Below are 16058 nucleotides of genomic sequence, written 5' to 3'. Positions count from 1 at the left end.
TTCACAACCCTATTCCATATTTTGAAAAAACTCCAGAAAAGGCGCGCCATACTTGCGGAACTTCACTTCGCCGACGCCCTTTATTCTTAGCATATCCGTCTCGGATGTCGGACAGACTACGCTCATTTCCCGCAGGGTCGCATCATTGAAAATAATGTAGGACGGAACCCGTTCCTTCTCAGCCAGATCACGACGAATCAGACGCAATTGCTCGAACACCGTCTCATTCACCGCCGATGGCCCATCGTCGTAATTACGGCCTCGGCGCCTTGTACCACCGCTCGCTCCCGCAGCCGCTGTCTGAGGGGCTTCCGGCGCGCGCAGCATCACTTGCTGCTTGCCCTTTAGTACATCAATGGCTAGCGGCGCAAGCTTCACGACCGGGTATTGGCCCTCAGACAGCGATAAATATCCCTCGGCGATCAATACGTTAATCAGCTCGGAGATCTCCTTCTCTGTCCGCCGCCGCATCATACCGTAGGTAGATAGCTGGTCGAAGCGGTATTGAAGCACCTTCTTGTTCTGAGATCCCTTTAAGACAGAAGATACAAGGGCGACGCCGAATCTCTCTCTCATCCGATGGATGCAGGAGAAGATAATCTGCGCATCCGTAGTAGCATCTACGAGCTCGCGCTCATCCCGGCAGTTGCTGCAAATGCCGCACGGGGAATGATCATGCTCCTCGCCGAAGTAGTCAAGCATTCCCCAGCGCAGGCATTTGGCAGAATAGCAATATTCTATCATTTGCTGCAGCTTGCGGTACTCATTGTGCTTGCGCGTCTCATCCTGAGGATTTTGCTCGATCAGAAACTTCTGGGTCATAATATCCTGGGCGCTGAACAGCAGAATGCATTCGCTTGGCTCTCCGTCCCGCCCGGCTCGACCCGCTTCCTGGACGTAGGCTTCCATGTTCTTGGGCATATTATAATGAATGACATAACGGACATTGGATTTATCAATTCCCATGCCAAAAGCATTCGTCGCGACCATCACGCGAATATCATCATAGAGAAAAGCCTCCTGGTTCTCCTCCCGCTCTTGATCGGGCAAGCCCGCATGATAACGCCCCGTCGGGATCCCCGCTGCCCGTAGGCGCTCATACAGATCGTCCACGTCTTTACGCGTCGCGGCATATACGATGCCCGGCTGGCTACCGTGAGTATTGGCGTAGTGCAGTACAAATTCCCGCTTGTTCTCCCCGCGCAGCACAGACATGGCCAGATTGTCTCGGCCCAGACCGGTTACGAACACAGACGGATCATGAAGCTTCAATAATCCGATCATATCGTCCATGACCTCCGGGGTAGCCGTCGCCGTGAAGGCTGCAACAATTGGACGGCGTGGAAGCTCAGCGACAAAAGGCGTAACCGCCAGATAACTTGTACGGAAATCATGCCCCCACTGCGATACACAGTGCGCCTCATCGACAGCCAGCATCGAGATGGTCAGTTCCTTCATTTCCTCGCGGAACCAGTCGAGCTCCAGCCGCTCGGGCGCGACATAGAGCAGCTTGAGCTCACCGCGTTTGGCAGCGCGGATCCGTTCATTGACCTCTTTACCGGACAAGGTACTGTTAATATAAGCGGCGGATACCCCTGCCGCCAGCAATGCATCTACCTGATCCTTCATTAATGAGATCAGCGGCGAGACAACGAGCGTAAGCCCTGGCAGCATTAGCGCCGGGATCTGATAACAGATCGATTTTCCGCCTCCGGTTGGCATAATGCCAAGCGTATCCGCCCCGGACAGCACGCTCGCTACGATCTTGCGCTGGCCCTCGCGAAAATCGGGATACCCGTAATACTTTTGCAGCAATTGCTTGGCCTCTTCCATACTTTGCAACTCTGTTTTCATAACATATCTCCTTATTGCACCGTTCCTGCTCACGCTGAATCGCGGAGCCCAGTTTCTATTCATTAAGTTTACTGGGCTTTGTCCAATTGGGCAACCGATTCAATCCGCAATGAGGCCTCTTACTGCATTAAATAGAGGTTTCATTGACCCTGGACACGCTACACTGTATCATTTGCATTAAACAAACTGATCCAGGATGGAGATTTAAGATGAAAGGCAAAACCTATCATAAAGCAAACCCTAGCTCAAAACCGAATTCTAAAAATAACCCGAAGCCAAAGCGCCCTGCCCCGGACCGAGTTGCCAGCCGCGATTCGGCGGAGGAGCTGCGTGCGGGAGACCGCATCGTCGTAACGATCAAACGGCTGGGTATTAATGGCGAAGGGGTCGGATATTACCGGCGAAAAGCCGTATTCATTAACGGGGCCTTGCCGGGAGAGGTCATCAAGGCGGAGGTCACCAAAGTAGAACCGAGATACATTGGAGCCGAGATCAAGCACATTGAAAAGCGTTCGGCTTATCGGGTTGACGCCCCATGTCCGGTATTTAGCATCTGCGGCGGCTGTCAGATCCAGCATTTATCCTATGAAGGGCAAATGGCTGCGAAGGAAGACATCGTACGCGAGGCCTTCTCGCGTTATGCCGGTCTTGAAAATGTCCGGATGAAGCCGATGCTTGGCATGGATCATCCCTGGGGATACCGGAACAAGGCGCAATTGCAGCTGGGAATGGGTCCGGATGGCATAATCGCCGGCCTGTATGCGGCTGACTCCCATCAATTGGTCGATATTACCGGTTGCCCGATTCAGCATCCGAAGGTGAATGAAGCTGTAGACCAGGCACGCAAGGTGCTGCAGCGGCTGCAAATTCCTGTCTATAAGGAGAAAAGCAATCAGGGGCTGGTTCGTACTATTGTGGTTCGCTTCGGCTTTCAGTCTGAAGAGCTGCAAATCACATTTGTGACGAGCAGCGATAAGCTTCCGAAGCAAGAACAATTAATCAAGGAATTACGGCTCGCGATTCCCGGACTGACGAGTATCGCTATGAATATTAATCCGAAGAACACTTCGCTGGTTTTCGGTAATCGGACGGTAAGCCTGTGGGGCGAGGATAGCATTCAGGAATCGCTGGGCGATCTGGAATTCACTTTGTCTCCGCGCGCCTTCTTCCAGCTAAACCCGCTGCAGACCGTGAAGCTCTACGAGATGGTAAGAGCTGCCGCCGGATTAACCGGCAAGGAGACGGTCGTCGATGCCTATTGCGGCACGGGTACGATCGGATTGTGGCTCGCTCCCTATGCGCGCGAGGTGCGCGGAATTGAATCGATCCCGGAAGCGGTCGAAGATGCCAAGGCTAATGCGCTTCGTAATGGGCGTTCCAACACCGCCTTCTACGAAGGCTACGCCGAGGAACTGCTGCCGCGCTGGGTGAAGAACGGCTTCTCCCCTGACGTGATCATCGCCGACCCGCCGCGCACCGGTCTGGATTCCCGCTTCATCGAAGCGGTGCTGCGCACGAAGCCGAAGCGCTTCGTCTACGTCTCCTGCAATCCGTCTACCTTAGCCAAAGATTGCAAGGACCTGCTGGACGGTGGCTACTCCCTGGAATGGGTGCAGCCAGTGGATATGTTTCCGCAGACGAGTCATGTGGAAGCCGTAACCCTGTTGGTTCGAAAAGAATAGATGAGAGATATCAGCCTACTGAAATAACGTGCAGATAAATAGAAGCGGTAGATCACTTCTAGAAGGAATGTGATAAGGGTATGATAAACCTCTTCTCCATTTCTATCATTCCGTGGGTCAGTTTCACGGGCTTTAACCTGAATGTATATATAACGAAGGAACGTATTTGCTCCCTATCTTTACAATGGGGAAATATTTTCAGCACGATGGAAAAATAAAGCTGCCCTTGTCAGGGCAATTCCACCATGCCGTTTGCGACGGCTACCATGCTGGCGTGCTGTTTAATGAACTGCAACTACGTGCAGATGCCTGTAGGGAATGGTTGCTAATTCATTAAGTAGCCACCACGTCCCATAATAATGCTAACAAAAAAACGGCAAATACGCCGTTTTTTTGTTGCTGCTCAAATTATTGATCGTCCATATTTGCTTGCATAACGTCCACCCAATTTGTATTATGCATCATCTCGGACGAAGCACCATAAAATGCCTTCCTAGCTTCCTGATCATCATACAGCCGAAATCTCATCCAGGCCGTCAAATATCCCCTATGATTGCCTCCCTCCCCTTCAATCGCTGTATGAGCGGCACCTTTGGCCATCCCCATCATCACAGGCGTGCTTGCGTTAGCGGTATGCAAGGCTGATTGATTGGTTGATAGCGGTGAGATTATAAAATCCCGTGTACCGCCCATAACGAGAAAAGGAACGGTAATACGCGAAGTATCGTACACATCTTCTGGATCACAGTGCTTCAAATCCGGGAGAGCAATGGATACAACCGTTTTAATCAACGATCCGCTTTTGTAGTTGGTATGAGCATTAATAACCCCGGTAGACCCTTGAGAATGTCCAGCTACGCCAATTTGCTCCATTTGTATTTTTTGATAAAACAAGCTGTTTGTTAGTCCGTTTTCCTTCCTCAAATAATCAATAGCCTCGACAATTTCACGTCCTGTTCCCGTTGTTTGGCTATAGGAATCTATTACAATAAATCCCCAGCTTGCCAGATGTGTCAAGAGCCCATCATAGCGATCCGGCGTGGCGCCTGTTCCATTCCCCCAGGAAATAATAGGATAGGATTCGTCCGCTTGAAATGCCGGGTAGTATATTCTATATAAAGCCTCTCCGCTCGTACTCTTAACCTCTTTTACCTTTACATGGTAGCTTCCTTGCTGTGCGTACCGCTGCTCAATGCTGCCTTCTGCAAGTTCCGGCACATTAGAATGAATAATGATTTGCAAGAAAATTGTCATTGAAATGGCCGCGATAAGCCCCAAAGCTGACAGCCATAAAATCCACCTTCGCTTTTTCATATTCGGCATTCACATATCCTCTACGATAGTCTATAGGTTTCTCTATCGTTTTCTTGGTTAAAATTATGAAACTAAAGGGATATACGTGAAAGAAGGCAGTTATGTTTCATTAAAACAAGTGTGAATTCTCCCCTTGGCAATGACTTATTGTTATAATGTATTCAGTTCGGCCGGCCCGTTAATACTCGTAACATCTCATTTGAGGAGGTTTTTATTATGGAAAAGATGAAAAGGCAATTATCCCCGGAGCAGCGTGAAGAACTGCTTCAGGCATTAAAGGTCCGTTTTCAGAGCAGCATGGACCGTCATATAGATCTTGAATGGATTGGAGTACAAACCAAGCTGGAAGCTAACGCGGAGAAGTTGTGGTCACTTCATGAAATGGAGCTCACCGGAGGAGAACCCGATGTTGTTGGCTACGATGCGGAGACGAATGAGTTCATCTTTTATGATTGCGCAGCGGAAAGTCCAAAAGGCCGCAGAAGTATTTGTTATGACCGTGAAGCGTTGGAGTCTCGAAAACAGCATAAGCCGGAAAACAGCGTGATGGATATGGCGGCTTCCATGGGCATAGAGCTTTTAACGGAGGAGCAATACAGGGAACTGCAGAAACTTGGAAATTTTGATACAAAAACATCAAGCTGGCTAAAGACCCCTGCGGACATCAGATCACATGGCGGCGCCATTTTTGGCGATTTCCGTTACGGAAAGGTCTTTGTGTATCATAACGGTGCGGATTCTTACTATGCCAGCAGAGGATTCCGCGGCTCGCTAAGGGTGTAATTTATACGATATTGGAGGAACTGTTTTATGGAACTAAGACGCATAACGGATCATGTATTCTATACGATGTTCAGCAAAGAATCGGACAGGCCGGTTCTTGGTTATATCAATGGGCAAAAACGTTCCTTAATGGTAGACTCAGGCAATTCCAAAAATCATGTGGAAGAATTTAATGAAGCCGTGAGCAATGAAGGTTTAAGAAACCCGGAGATCATTGCCATTACGCATTGGCACTGGGATCACACATTTGGAATGCATGCCGTGAAGGGGACTACCCTTGCCCATCAAAAAACGAATGATAAATTAGCGGAGATCGCGAAATGGGAATGGACAGATTCTGCAATGAAAATGAGATTGGAAGCAGGCGAAGAGATTGAATTTGCCGATACCTGTATCCGGAATGAATACCCTGCATTATCGGAAATACGAGTGGTAACCTCCGATATCTCCTTCAACGGATATTTGGAAATCGATCTGGGCGGCATTACTGCAGAATTGCATCATCTTCCCTCACCGCATAGCGAGGATTCCGTCTGCATCTTGATCCCCCAAGAAAGAGTGTTATTTATAGGCGATGCGGTTGGCGTGGATTATTATAATGATTGCTACTTGAATAAAGAGAAATTGCGTTCTTTAATGGCTGCGATAGAAGGATTTGATTTTGATATTTGTGTTGTAGGGCATGCTGAGCCCATAAGTAAACAAAGCATTGTTAGTATCATGAACTCTCTGATGGAACGTTAAGAGAACAACGTCCTTTTTTTATCCCCATAAAAAAATCCCCTTCCAGGGGCACTTCAAACTCCATTAACAGGGAAGTTCATCCGAGTGTCTACTTGGAAGGGGATCATACCACTGGAACTTTCAGCACGAATTCCGCCAAATGGCTTACCATAATCATTCATTTATTTCAGCTTGAATGAGTAGTGACTGAATAGACCTGTTTTCCACCATCTGTGCATTCTTCATCGCCGTGTTCCCGTCATATGCAACTATACCCGGAATAGCAGAATGATCCAACAATAATTTAACAATGCGGACATCATTACTTTGGGCTGCCCACATTAATGCGGTGTACCCATCAAGATTAGTAACATTGGGGTCTGCGCCGCTATCTAAGAGGTATTCCATCATCTCATACAGATCACTATCTCCATCAACAGGACCATCTACCGAAGAACTATTATTTTCTCCTGCGGCAAGCATAAGAGCCGTCCATCCCTCTTCATCCTTTAAATCAGGGTCCGCCCCTTTGTTTAGCAGCAGCTTTACCATCTCGGTATCCCAAACTCGGACAGCGATCATTAGAGGAGTAAATCCTCTTTCATCTTGTAGGTTTATATTTGTTTTTTTGAGCAGTGTCAGTACTTGCTCTGTATCGCTATTATAAACTGCCTCAAGCAATGGCAAGCTGTCTCGCAGCGTAAAATAATCCGATCCCGGTTCATCTTCATCATCAGCAGCATTGGACGCTGAGGCATCTAATGAAATCTGATGATCTACGGGAATATCCCCATGGTTTTCTATAGGTTCGAGCGGTGCATTTACGATTTGCTCAGAATCATCTTCATAGAACGTTTCTTCTTTCTCATTGGATACAGTTATATTTCCAGATACAGGGCTGGCCAAAAAACCCTTGTTACTGCTATGTGCATGCAAAGTTAATAGGTCTGTATATTTCCTGTAGTAAGCATCAATGAAATACATGTCTTCGATTTCTGAAATTCTGATTTCAATGTCTTCCCTATTGTTAATGATATTTGAATTATATAACTGATCTATGTATTGATTTATCCATTCTTTTGTAGGATTAAAACTATCATTTTCAGCCAAATAACTAAGGTCGGCTACAATTTGATTCGTAATCGGTTTCAGTTTATTGTGCGAAATGATTTTCCCCGTATAATGCAGTCCTCTCGCGACGAGAACAAACAATAATATACAATAACCTAAAAAATAAAAGAACTTCTTCAACCATGTTCACTCCAAATCTGGCTAGTCTTAATAGTATATTACTATAGCCAGGGATTTATCGGTAGTGCATTTATGAGTATTTAGTCCCATGATATACGATTGTTTCCTGAAGATTAATACGTGCAAGAAGTAAATTTACACAGAAGCCGGTTCCTATTTGGAGCCGGTTTTCTTTTCCTTTTGCAAGAGCAGCAGCCTTTTAATCTCCTTCCCGAGACGGAGAGCAAGATACATCGGCTGCATGATGCAGCATTTTCCGATCGGTATATTATGAATACTAGAATAAATACCCGACGAGGAGCCGTAGCGAGTGAATCCATTCGTCAAATTAAAGGATGCAACAAAAGAATACAAAGTGGGAGAAATATCTATGAAAGCTCTGAATGGAATGAATTTCTCCATATTCAAGGGGAGCGGACGGATAGAGAGCATTACGGCGAATAAGGGGAAACAAAGTGTCGAAGGGATTGAGTGGTAATGATAAGATTATTCATCAAATTATTGAGAGATATCAATCATTCTGTCGGGCAGCTTACAGCCTTTGTCCTGGTTATCACAGTAGGAGCATTTTTTTGTACCGGACTAATCACTTTGAGCGGCAATCTTGGCGGCTGCACAGAGGATTACTTTGCTGAACACCATCTAAGCGACTTGAATGTCCATTACACCCGTATATCCAAGGATGGTATAGCTGATTTGAACAAAATTAAAGGTATTCATAAAATGGAGGGACATTACACCTTGGATGCCACGCAGGTCTTCAAGAATGACAAGGCCACACTAAAAATTTATTCGCTTCCCGCCACCAATGAAATCAATACACCTGCAATCTTTAAGGGCAATATGCCGTCAAAAAAAGATGACCTCTTATTGGATTCCCATTATGCCAAGGAACATCATATTCAAGTGGGTGATAAAATCACCATTAACACGAATGAAAAGAACTTGGAATTTATCATTAGCGGCTTAATTAAGAATGTTGAATACACCAAAGAGAACGGAATCCAGGATTATAAAAGCTATGGAGTAGCTTACATAACCCAGGAGGCGATTCCTGGAATCATAGACAGCTTTTTCATGATAGAGGCTGAGAAAGACTACGATAATGAACAAATAGCCGAGGTTTTTAAGGCTCAGTCCAAGCTTCATCCCTATTGGGATCAAGTAAGCAAAGAGCGAACTTTCAACGATGCGCAAATAACTCACGCTATACATAACAATAAGTTGATGAGTAGAGTGATTCCCTTCGTCCTGTTTATCATTGAAGCATTAATCCTATTCCTGATGATGTCGAGGATGATAGATTCGCAAAGAAATCAAGTGGGGATTGGGAAGGCGCTGAGCGTTAAAATATAGAAACATTCTGCTTCATTACATGGGCTATCCTGTGTTGGTAGGAATCATTGGTTTATAGGTTCGATTAATGATATTAAAATCACCGTCCCTGGAAACGCCAAATTGTAGGATGCAGGAATATCGAGAAAAAGCATTGGTGGGAATAAAATATTCCATTACAATAGTAGTGTAAATTTTAACTAGGAAGTGTTCTTCATGAACCGCAATCTATATTCTAATTGTGAACAATGCTTTGGATTATGTTGTGTGGCCTTACCGTACGCAAAATCTGCGGATTTTGCATATAGCAAAGCAGATGGGGTTCCTTGCCGCAACCTGGGGGCTGATCATCGCTGCGGCATTCACGAGCATTTGCGAGACAAAGGATTTCGCGGATGTGTTGCCTATGAATGCTTTGGTGCAGGACAGCATGTCTCGCAGGAGATCTACAAAGGCAGGGACTGGAGAGATAGCACGGTGCTATCCACAGAAATGTATGCGGTATTCCCCATTGTTCAACAATTGCACGAGATGCTCTACTATTTAAATCAAGCCTTGGACTTGGCGGAAACACGCACCATTAAGAACGAGCTGTTGAATATCTATGAGCTGACTTTATCTTTAACCAGACTTAGCCCGGCGGAGATTCTGAACCTCGATATATCCAGCCATCGCGCAATGGTGAATCCTCTGCTCATACATACCAGTGAACTTGTTCGCACAGAACATGTTCAGCGCAGCCAGGACAACATGTCACACCGCGATCTTATTGGGGCTAATCTGAAGGGGGCTAATCTGCAAGGTATGAATTTGAGGGGCGCATTATTGATAGCGGCTAATCTGAACAATGCTGACCTAAGAAAAGCAGATTTCATCGGCGCCGACTTGCGAGATGCTGATTTATCGGGGGCTAATCTGATCGGATGTATTTTCCTGAGTCAAGCTCAGGTGAATTCCGCAAAAGGCAATCAAGACACCCGATTACCTCATGGCTTAAGGGTTCCTGATCATTGGTTGAGTTGACGCAGTCCATCTTGATGAAAATGTCATCTGAGTTGATTCTGGCTGTTCTTGAATTTCACAAGGACGGTACATTCTGCATAGGGAATAATGCTGGCGCTACGCCCGCCGGGCCAGGCAGCTCCTTATTTACATCATTTTTAGTAAAGAGCTGAAAATCAGCGCGAATCTATTTTATGAAACTGATTTATAAGTTTGCCCTGCCCTGCAATTATATCTAAAGGAATAACGACGATGAATCATGATTATTTAGAAAGAATGAACCAGGTTGTTCAATACATTAAGGATCATAGCGATCGCAAGCTGACGCTGGATGAACTCGCGGAATACGCCAACTTCTCGAAGTATCATTTCAGCAGAATTTTCACTTCGATGGTGGGCAAGACGCCTATTGCCTATGTCAACGAGATACGTCTGCTTAAAGCGATCCAGTACTTGACTAGCACTACTACAAGCGTTACGGATATCGCCCAGCTTTGCGGATTCGACTCGATTACTACCTTTAATTCGGCCTTTAAGAGATACTATAACAAGACCCCTAGCGAGATAAGAGCCGACTATAAACATCGCAATTTCTCGCAAGATTCCAGCAATATTCCGGCAGAGATCACAGCTCCTCTTAGTTACTATAGAAGTAACGAAAGCAGCTTTTTAAGGAGGATCTGGAATATGAATATATCTGTCAAAGAATTACCCGAGTATGAGGTAGCTTATGCAAGACATGTCGGCAGCTATCTGGACACCCATTATGCATGGGCTCAAATTGGGAGCTGGGCAAGTGAACATAGCCTCTCTCCTGCCGATCAATATTTTATCGGAATTTCTCTGGATGATCCGGGTACCGTAGACGAATTCGCTTGCCGTTATGATGCTTGCGTCACCTTGCCCGCTCATTTCAAGAAGCAAGAGCGGGTTGGCATTAGCTTCAAGCAGCTGCCTGGCGGACTGAACGCTTTGTTCCAGTTCTATGATACACCTGATAAGCTCGGAATCACCTACCAGAGTATATTTGCGCAATGGCTTCCGAACAGCGAATACGAGCCTGATGAGAGGCCGTGTCTGGAGTTCTGCATGAACGACCCGGCCACCGATCCTGAAGGTAAATGCAAGGTGGATTTGTATGTACCGATTAAAAAGAGAGCGGATTAAGATTCGCCCTCTTTTTTATGATTTCATCAAGGTACACAAAGCATTTTTCTGATTACGACACACAGAATATGGTATGGGACATTCACCTTAGGATCACATGCTTGCTACTATCGATATACAGACGCCAAAATGTTGCAGCTGATGAGTGGCTCTAGTTGGTTTAAGTTCTAACGGAAATGAGGGACGCTATTGGGTCGAAAAAGCAGCTTTGGAAAATCTAACGGAAATGAGCGACCTTATTAAGGGGATTTATTGTGAATTGTAGCTAATCGGCAGGTAATAGCGGCACAGATTTCCGTTAAATCTGTATAATGGCTGAAATCTTCGAAATAAGGGCTGTGGCTTCCGTTAGTGTACTGAAGGCAGGGAACCCAGACTGGGCGCCCCACCCAGGCAGCCCAAAAGACAACCTAAAGGCAACCTAAAAGCAACCAAAAAGGCAACCCCAAAAAAAGACTAAAAAGGACTGCTCCCCTTACGCCACGCCAGGGGAAGGCAGCCGCAAATTCGCGAGCCTGACTGGGCCGCTCTAAAGGGTCAACCCTCGATTCGATCCTGAATAATTCGCGACGCTTTATTCTTCAAATCGCTGATTTGCTGCATTAATGTGGACACCTTATCGGCATACTGCTGCTTCAATTCCAGATCCTTCAGCGAGGCTAAATTGATCTCAACGGTCAGTAAAGCCGATTGAGCGGCTGCTTCGAACAAAATGGCGCTGATGCCGAGATCGGAGATGACATTTTTGTTCGAGCTCTCTGCGATGCTATAAGCACATTCTATACCGGTCCTGCACACTTCCATAAGCTGAACCGGAACTTCGATCGCGTTGATCGCAGCTTCATAGATCGCTTGCTTACGGGCCAGCTTCTCGGCCTCCGTCTCCTTCGGCAGCTTCAAAGCGGACATATAGTTGTTAAAAGATGCGATATCGCCATCAAATAACTCCCTGCACTCCTCATTTAAGCGATTCATCGTATACATCACGGCGGAAATTTGCGGTTCGATAACGGCGAACTTCTCCCCTTGCGACAAATTGCCCACCATCGAGGTCATTGCGGTGCCAAGTACTGCGACCAGCGCTGCTACGCTGCCCCCACCCGGGGTGGGGCTGGAACTGCTGGCTTTGCTTACGAAGCTCTCAATGGAATCCTGCCATGTAATTTCACTCATGCTTGCCAGCCTCCTCCCGTTGAATCTCTATCGCCTTCAGCAGATTCTCATACAAAATAGCGGTCGTTAATGTACCTACACCGCCCGGTACAGGCGATATCGCTTGAACGTGGTCAGCTACATCAGCCGCGACATCCCCGACCATTTTTCCATCCTCCGCTTCGTTAATCCCTGCATCAATAACAACCAGGTCTGCATGCACCATTTGCTGGTTCACTACTTCAGGCCGTCCAACGGCCACAAAAGCAATCTCGGCATGACTTAAATGCGAGGCGATGTGCGGGGTACGCGAATGACATACGGTCACAGTGGCATTCTCCCGCTGCAATAAATGAAATAGCGGCATTCCAACCGTTTGCCCCCGGCCAACCAGAGTAACGTTCTTGCCTGCCAGGCTATACCCATAATGCTTAAGCAGCTTGATGCAAGCCTGGGGTGTAGCAGGATAAAGTCCGGCTTCACCAGTCATCGCGGCCCATTTATTCGCCGGTGTCACGCCGTCCACGTCCTTTTGTGGTGAAATCGCCTGCTCGATTTTTGCGGCAGAAATTGGCTTGGGCAAAGGAAGCTCCAACATAATCCCATGTACCTTCGTATCCTGATTCAACTCCGCAACCAGCTGCAGCACCTCTGCTTCCGTGACCTCGGCATGCAAATTATAAAGTGTAAACTGAACGCCCAGTTTCTCGGCGATCTTCTGCTTGACTTTGGCATAATAGGCAGAGGCCGGGTCTCCTTCAACCAAAATCGTTGCCATACGTGGCTGAATCCCCTTGGTTTTCAGTTCCTCCACCTTGGCCCGAATCGTCTCATGTACTTGATCCGCCGCCACTTTTGCTTTCATAAGCAATGTCATTCCAAACATCCTCTCCATCATTTTATTGGACAAATCCATCTACTTACTGACAAAAAAGCAAAAAAAGCATCCACGAGCGTCCCGTCAAATGGACGAGACAATCGAAGATACTTTTCCCCAGGCGAACGGAATCGTTTATCAGCCGCATGCTCCCTCGTGGTTAATTCCACTTGCTTCGCCAGTCACATACAGCACTAATGCTTTCATATTAGCAAAAATTTGAACGAATGAAAACCGGCAGCCGAAAAATTCCATATTAAACCAGTATGTGGTCGACAGAACCATTTTTCTATGTTATCGTACCTATTAATAAGGCATTTCGTTCCGCTGAGAACGAAGTGCCTTAGCGCGTATTTATACGACTTTTTACATTAAATGTATTAAGGAGGGTGATGTGATGGTGCTCATGCTTCCCCAGCTACGGGGGGCGAAATCCGTAGTCATATAGACGATAGATTTTGAGGGCATTGAATACCAACTATTTCAGAGGAGTGTAGTATAATGAGAACATGTTTTCAAGTTGAAGAACGTATACCAATGAATCGAACGGGATTGAAGCGACTGAGGAATTCAGGGCGGCTTCCTGCTGTTGTATTCGGATCTGGCACAGAAAATCAGAACATCCATTTGTCCACGAAGGAATTCGGAAAATGGATAAGACGAGGCAGTGGCGGTATTATTGAACTGAATCTTGAAAATCATGACTCGATTCCTGTTCTTCTGGAGGCGATTCAGCGCGATCCGGTAACACAGGAATATATTCATGTGGATTTCCTGCGTGTCAAGAAGGATGAACTCGTACGGACCAAGGTCAACATCGAGTTCGCTGGTACTCCGAGAGGTACAAAGCTGGGCGGAATCGTCCAAACCCAAAGTACCTTTATTGAAATCGAATCCTTCCCGGACAAGATTCCGGGTTCGATTATCGTAGATATCAGCCATCTTGAAATTGGGGATTCCATTCACGTTGGCGACATTGAGCTTCCGGATGGGCTCGTCCTGATCTCGGCCACAAATGAGCTGCTTGTCTCGGTAGTAACCCCGAAGGTTCAAGCAGAGGATATCGAGGCGACCGTCGAAGCTTAATATATATTAGGAATTTGATTCATCTCTTAGGCCCTTCGGATTTCCGGAGGGCCTGATTAATAGGAGGATACATCGGATGGGAATGAATGAAAGACTCAGTTGAAATATATACAAATATAAGAGCATGGGAAGATCTACGCAGATTTAATCATTGCTGCAGATGAAATTGAGATCATCAATAAGCAAAAAATGAAAGAGCTTGAAGCAGCCTTTTTGGAAGAAAGCACGGATGTCGAATATATTGTGACGCAAACTTTTCCCGATCTTAAAAAAAACGCATGGTTAAATACATACTTCATTGAAGAAAACAAAATAGAATTAGAAGGCTATCAATATAAAACATTCAAAGGAACATGCGCTCCGGAGCATCAACGGGAAACCTGCAATACTTTGGAAGAAGCCGTAAGTGGGATACTACTTGCAACAAACTCCCAAGCCTCAATTGACAATGCTATAAAAGGTTTTTATTTTTGGATATAACGATGAGTTGCCCGTTCTCCCATCCCCTTCACCCTATACCAATACCGATAAATCTCCGTGTACCCGAGCTTCTCATAAAGCCGCCGGGCAGGCGCATTATTTGCGACCACCGCTAAATAGCTGTGTCTGGCTCCATGCTGCTTGCCCCATTGCAATAAATGAAGAATCATCTGTTCCGCATAACCCTGATTGCGGTAATCGGGGTCCGTAACAATATCGAACAAGCCCATATATCCCCGCTCGAGCACTCCGCAGCCGCAAGCTATGGCTCTGCCATCAGCATATAAGCTGATCAAGGCCTTACGAGCCTTGATATTGCCCAGCATGGTGACCATCGTCGCTTTGTGTTCTTCCTTAACCCGATTTATCGCACAAAAAGCATGAATCCACGCCGGGTCAGCCTCTTCGCTTACCTTCACCCCTTGCAGTTGCGGCTGCCTGACATGCTCCAGATCGAGCACCTGAACACTGGTTATATCCAGCTGCGAATATCCCCGCTCCCCTAGCACTTCGTCCAAATTCACCGGATGCACAAATGGAGTTATTTTATAAATTACAGGAAGCCGTTGATCCCTATACATTTTCTCGCAATCATCCATTTTCCGCTGAAGATCATAGGTTGAACCATAGATCGGGCTTATCGAATTAGCCCGCTTCGTATAACCATTCGCGAACCGCAGCAACCAGCCATCATACACTAACGTCGATAACGACGGCCAATGATTCAAGGATAATTCCTCAATCGATCTGCTATCCATTTTGATTTCACTCCCTTTTATATTTTTGAATTATAATACTATTATATGAATAAATATTCAATATTATTAATCTCCTACTATTCCAGTATTCTTGCATAATCCAACATTTATTGATATATTACCAAAGATGGATTCTTAAAAAGGAATCATTATTTTTACACAAGCAGGTGAATAAATGAGTATACTCAAAGAATTTAAAGAATTTGCGCTTAAAGGCAATGTACTTGATTTGGCTGTCGGGGTTGTCATCGGTGGCGCTTTTGGCAAAATTGTCGCTTCTCTCGTCAGTGATGTTATTATGCCGCTGGTGGGTATGCTTCTTGGAGGCGTCAACTTATCCAGATTGGTGCTTACGGTTGGGGATGCAGAACTGGCTTATGGCGTATTCCTACAGACAGTCATTGATTTTCTGATTATCTCAGCAGCTATCTTCCTCTTCATCAAGGCTATTAATAAATTCAAACGCAAAGAAGAGGCCAAACCCGCTGCGGAGGAAGCTCCTAAACCCTCGAATGAAGAAGTCTTGCTCACAGAAATACGCGATTTGCTTAGACAGCAAAATAACAAAGCGGCCGAATAACAATCAACGATTGC

15 protein-coding genes, 1 pseudogene and 1 riboswitch are annotated in these 16058 nt (G+C 46.1%); of the genes and pseudogenes, 10 read left to right on the top strand and 6 right to left on the bottom strand.

Annotated elements, in window-relative coordinates:
- Window positions 1-9 precede the first annotated feature (9 nt).
- The gene (gene recQ, locus DMN77_RS11755) at window positions 10-1854 is read right to left on the bottom strand and encodes a DNA helicase RecQ (RefSeq protein ID WP_068780112.1); all 1845 of its coding nucleotides are present in this window, start codon (window positions 1852-1854) and stop codon (window positions 10-12) included.
- Between the two features lie 209 nt (window positions 1855-2063).
- Between recQ and rlmD the strand changes: the two genes are divergently transcribed.
- Window positions 2064-3536, top strand: a complete 1473-nt coding sequence (rlmD, locus tag DMN77_RS11750; protein ID WP_179015103.1) for a 23S rRNA (uracil(1939)-C(5))-methyltransferase RlmD — start codon at window positions 2064-2066, stop codon at window positions 3534-3536.
- 86 nt (window positions 3537-3622) lie between these two features.
- A pseudogene (locus DMN77_RS11745) lies at window positions 3623-3873 on the top strand (CatA-like O-acetyltransferase); the annotation flags it as partial.
- A gap of 71 nt (window positions 3874-3944) precedes the next feature.
- Here the strand turns inward: DMN77_RS11745 and DMN77_RS11740 are convergent.
- Entirely contained in the window at window positions 3945-4859 is a 915-nt protein-coding gene (locus tag DMN77_RS11740; RefSeq protein WP_068780110.1) for a poly(ethylene terephthalate) hydrolase family protein, read from the bottom strand.
- 207 nt (window positions 4860-5066) lie between these two features.
- Between DMN77_RS11740 and DMN77_RS11735 the strand changes: the two genes are divergently transcribed.
- Together DMN77_RS11735 and DMN77_RS11730 are read left to right on the top strand one after the other, a co-directional pair.
- Entirely contained in the window at window positions 5067-5633 is a 567-nt protein-coding gene (locus DMN77_RS11735) for a DUF4256 domain-containing protein (RefSeq protein WP_068780109.1), read from the top strand.
- Between the two features lie 27 nt (window positions 5634-5660).
- On the top strand, window positions 5661-6377 hold the full coding sequence (locus tag DMN77_RS11730) for an MBL fold metallo-hydrolase (RefSeq protein ID WP_068780108.1): 717 nt from the start codon (window positions 5661-5663) through the stop codon (window positions 6375-6377).
- A gap of 153 nt (window positions 6378-6530) precedes the next feature.
- Here the strand turns inward: DMN77_RS11730 and DMN77_RS11725 are convergent, their stop codons facing one another.
- On the bottom strand, window positions 6531-7607 hold the full coding sequence (locus DMN77_RS11725) for an ankyrin repeat domain-containing protein (RefSeq protein WP_068780107.1): 1077 nt from the start codon (window positions 7605-7607) through the stop codon (window positions 6531-6533).
- A 477-nt stretch (window positions 7608-8084) separates the two neighbouring features.
- Between DMN77_RS11725 and DMN77_RS11720 the strand changes: the two genes are divergently transcribed.
- The 3 genes from DMN77_RS11720 (at window position 8085) to DMN77_RS11710 (ending at window position 11111) form a co-directional block, all read left to right on the top strand.
- Window positions 8085-8963, top strand: a complete 879-nt coding sequence (locus tag DMN77_RS11720; RefSeq protein ID WP_179015101.1) for an ABC transporter permease family protein — start codon at window positions 8085-8087, stop codon at window positions 8961-8963.
- A 195-nt stretch (window positions 8964-9158) separates the two neighbouring features.
- The gene (locus tag DMN77_RS11715) at window positions 9159-9965 is read left to right on the top strand and encodes a pentapeptide repeat-containing protein (protein WP_179015100.1); all 807 of its coding nucleotides are present in this window, start codon (window positions 9159-9161) and stop codon (window positions 9963-9965) included.
- Window positions 9966-10196: 231 nt separating this feature from the next.
- Window positions 10197-11111, top strand: coding sequence for an AraC family transcriptional regulator (locus DMN77_RS11710; RefSeq protein WP_179015098.1), 915 nt, complete (start codon window positions 10197-10199; stop codon window positions 11109-11111).
- 537 nt (window positions 11112-11648) lie between these two features.
- Here DMN77_RS11710 and DMN77_RS11705 read toward each other — a convergent pair.
- Window positions 11649-12284 carry a cyclodeaminase/cyclohydrolase family protein gene (locus tag DMN77_RS11705; protein ID WP_179015096.1) on the bottom strand — a complete coding sequence of 212 codons (636 nt, stop codon included), beginning with the start codon at window positions 12282-12284 and terminating at the stop codon, window positions 11649-11651.
- Window positions 12277-13140 carry a bifunctional 5,10-methylenetetrahydrofolate dehydrogenase/5,10-methenyltetrahydrofolate cyclohydrolase gene (locus tag DMN77_RS11700; RefSeq protein ID WP_179015095.1) on the bottom strand — a complete coding sequence of 288 codons (864 nt, stop codon included), beginning with the start codon at window positions 13138-13140 and terminating at the stop codon, window positions 12277-12279. The genes DMN77_RS11705 and DMN77_RS11700 overlap by 8 nt, the downstream gene beginning before the upstream one ends.
- A 108-nt stretch (window positions 13141-13248) precedes the next feature.
- Window positions 13249-13336, bottom strand: a riboswitch (ZMP/ZTP riboswitch).
- A gap of 305 nt (window positions 13337-13641) precedes the next feature.
- On the opposite strand from DMN77_RS11700, the gene DMN77_RS11695 reads away from it, so the two are divergent.
- Together DMN77_RS11695 and DMN77_RS11690 are read left to right on the top strand one after the other, a co-directional pair.
- Complete coding sequence (locus DMN77_RS11695; protein ID WP_068780103.1) at window positions 13642-14226, top strand: 50S ribosomal protein L25; 585 nt, start codon at window positions 13642-13644, stop codon at window positions 14224-14226.
- 189 nt (window positions 14227-14415) lie between these two features.
- Window positions 14416-14706, top strand: a complete 291-nt coding sequence (locus DMN77_RS11690) for a hypothetical protein (RefSeq protein ID WP_179015094.1) — start codon at window positions 14416-14418, stop codon at window positions 14704-14706.
- Here DMN77_RS11690 and DMN77_RS11685 read toward each other — a convergent pair.
- Complete coding sequence (locus DMN77_RS11685) at window positions 14691-15464, bottom strand: GNAT family N-acetyltransferase (protein WP_179015092.1); 774 nt, start codon at window positions 15462-15464, stop codon at window positions 14691-14693. The genes DMN77_RS11690 and DMN77_RS11685 overlap by 16 nt on opposite strands.
- 175 nt (window positions 15465-15639) lie before the next feature.
- On the opposite strand from DMN77_RS11685, the gene mscL reads away from it, so the two are divergent.
- Window positions 15640-16044 (top strand): large conductance mechanosensitive channel protein MscL, encoded by a 405-nt coding sequence (mscL, locus tag DMN77_RS11680; RefSeq protein WP_218652943.1) that lies wholly within the window; start codon window positions 15640-15642, stop codon window positions 16042-16044.
- Window positions 16045-16058: the final 14 nt, after the last annotated feature.

This window comes from Paenibacillus sp. 79R4 (assembly GCF_013393165.1).
Classification (GTDB): Bacteria; Bacillota; Bacilli; order Paenibacillales; family Paenibacillaceae; genus Fontibacillus.
Note: the sequence above shows the minus strand (reverse complement) of the source record. Positions and strands in the feature narration are given on the sequence as shown.

Bases quoted from the DNA above. Each gene is read 5' to 3' on its own strand.
- recQ (WP_068780112.1), bottom strand. From the start codon at position 1,854: ATGAAAACAGAGTTGCAAAGTATGGAAGAGGCCAAGCAATTGCTGCAA.
- rlmD (WP_179015103.1), top strand. From the start codon at position 2,064: ATGAAAGGCAAAACCTATCATAAAGCAAACCCTAGCTCAAAACCGAAT.
- DMN77_RS11740 (WP_068780110.1), bottom strand. From the start codon at position 4,859: ATGCCGAATATGAAAAAGCGAAGGTGGATTTTATGGCTGTCAGCTTTG.
- DMN77_RS11735 (WP_068780109.1), top strand. From the start codon at position 5,067: ATGGAAAAGATGAAAAGGCAATTATCCCCGGAGCAGCGTGAAGAACTG.
- DMN77_RS11730 (WP_068780108.1), top strand. From the start codon at position 5,661: ATGGAACTAAGACGCATAACGGATCATGTATTCTATACGATGTTCAGC.
- DMN77_RS11720 (WP_179015101.1), top strand. From the start codon at position 8,085: ATGATAAGATTATTCATCAAATTATTGAGAGATATCAATCATTCTGTC.
- DMN77_RS11715 (WP_179015100.1), top strand. From the start codon at position 9,159: ATGAACCGCAATCTATATTCTAATTGTGAACAATGCTTTGGATTATGT.
- DMN77_RS11710 (WP_179015098.1), top strand. From the start codon at position 10,197: ATGAATCATGATTATTTAGAAAGAATGAACCAGGTTGTTCAATACATT.
- DMN77_RS11705 (WP_179015096.1), bottom strand. From the start codon at position 12,284: ATGAGTGAAATTACATGGCAGGATTCCATTGAGAGCTTCGTAAGCAAA.
- DMN77_RS11700 (WP_179015095.1), bottom strand. From the start codon at position 13,140: ATGACATTGCTTATGAAAGCAAAAGTGGCGGCGGATCAAGTACATGAG.
- DMN77_RS11695 (WP_068780103.1), top strand. From the start codon at position 13,642: ATGAGAACATGTTTTCAAGTTGAAGAACGTATACCAATGAATCGAACG.
- DMN77_RS11690 (WP_179015094.1), top strand. From the start codon at position 14,416: ATGAAAGAGCTTGAAGCAGCCTTTTTGGAAGAAAGCACGGATGTCGAA.
- DMN77_RS11685 (WP_179015092.1), bottom strand. From the start codon at position 15,464: ATGGATAGCAGATCGATTGAGGAATTATCCTTGAATCATTGGCCGTCG.
- mscL (WP_218652943.1), top strand. From the start codon at position 15,640: ATGAGTATACTCAAAGAATTTAAAGAATTTGCGCTTAAAGGCAATGTA.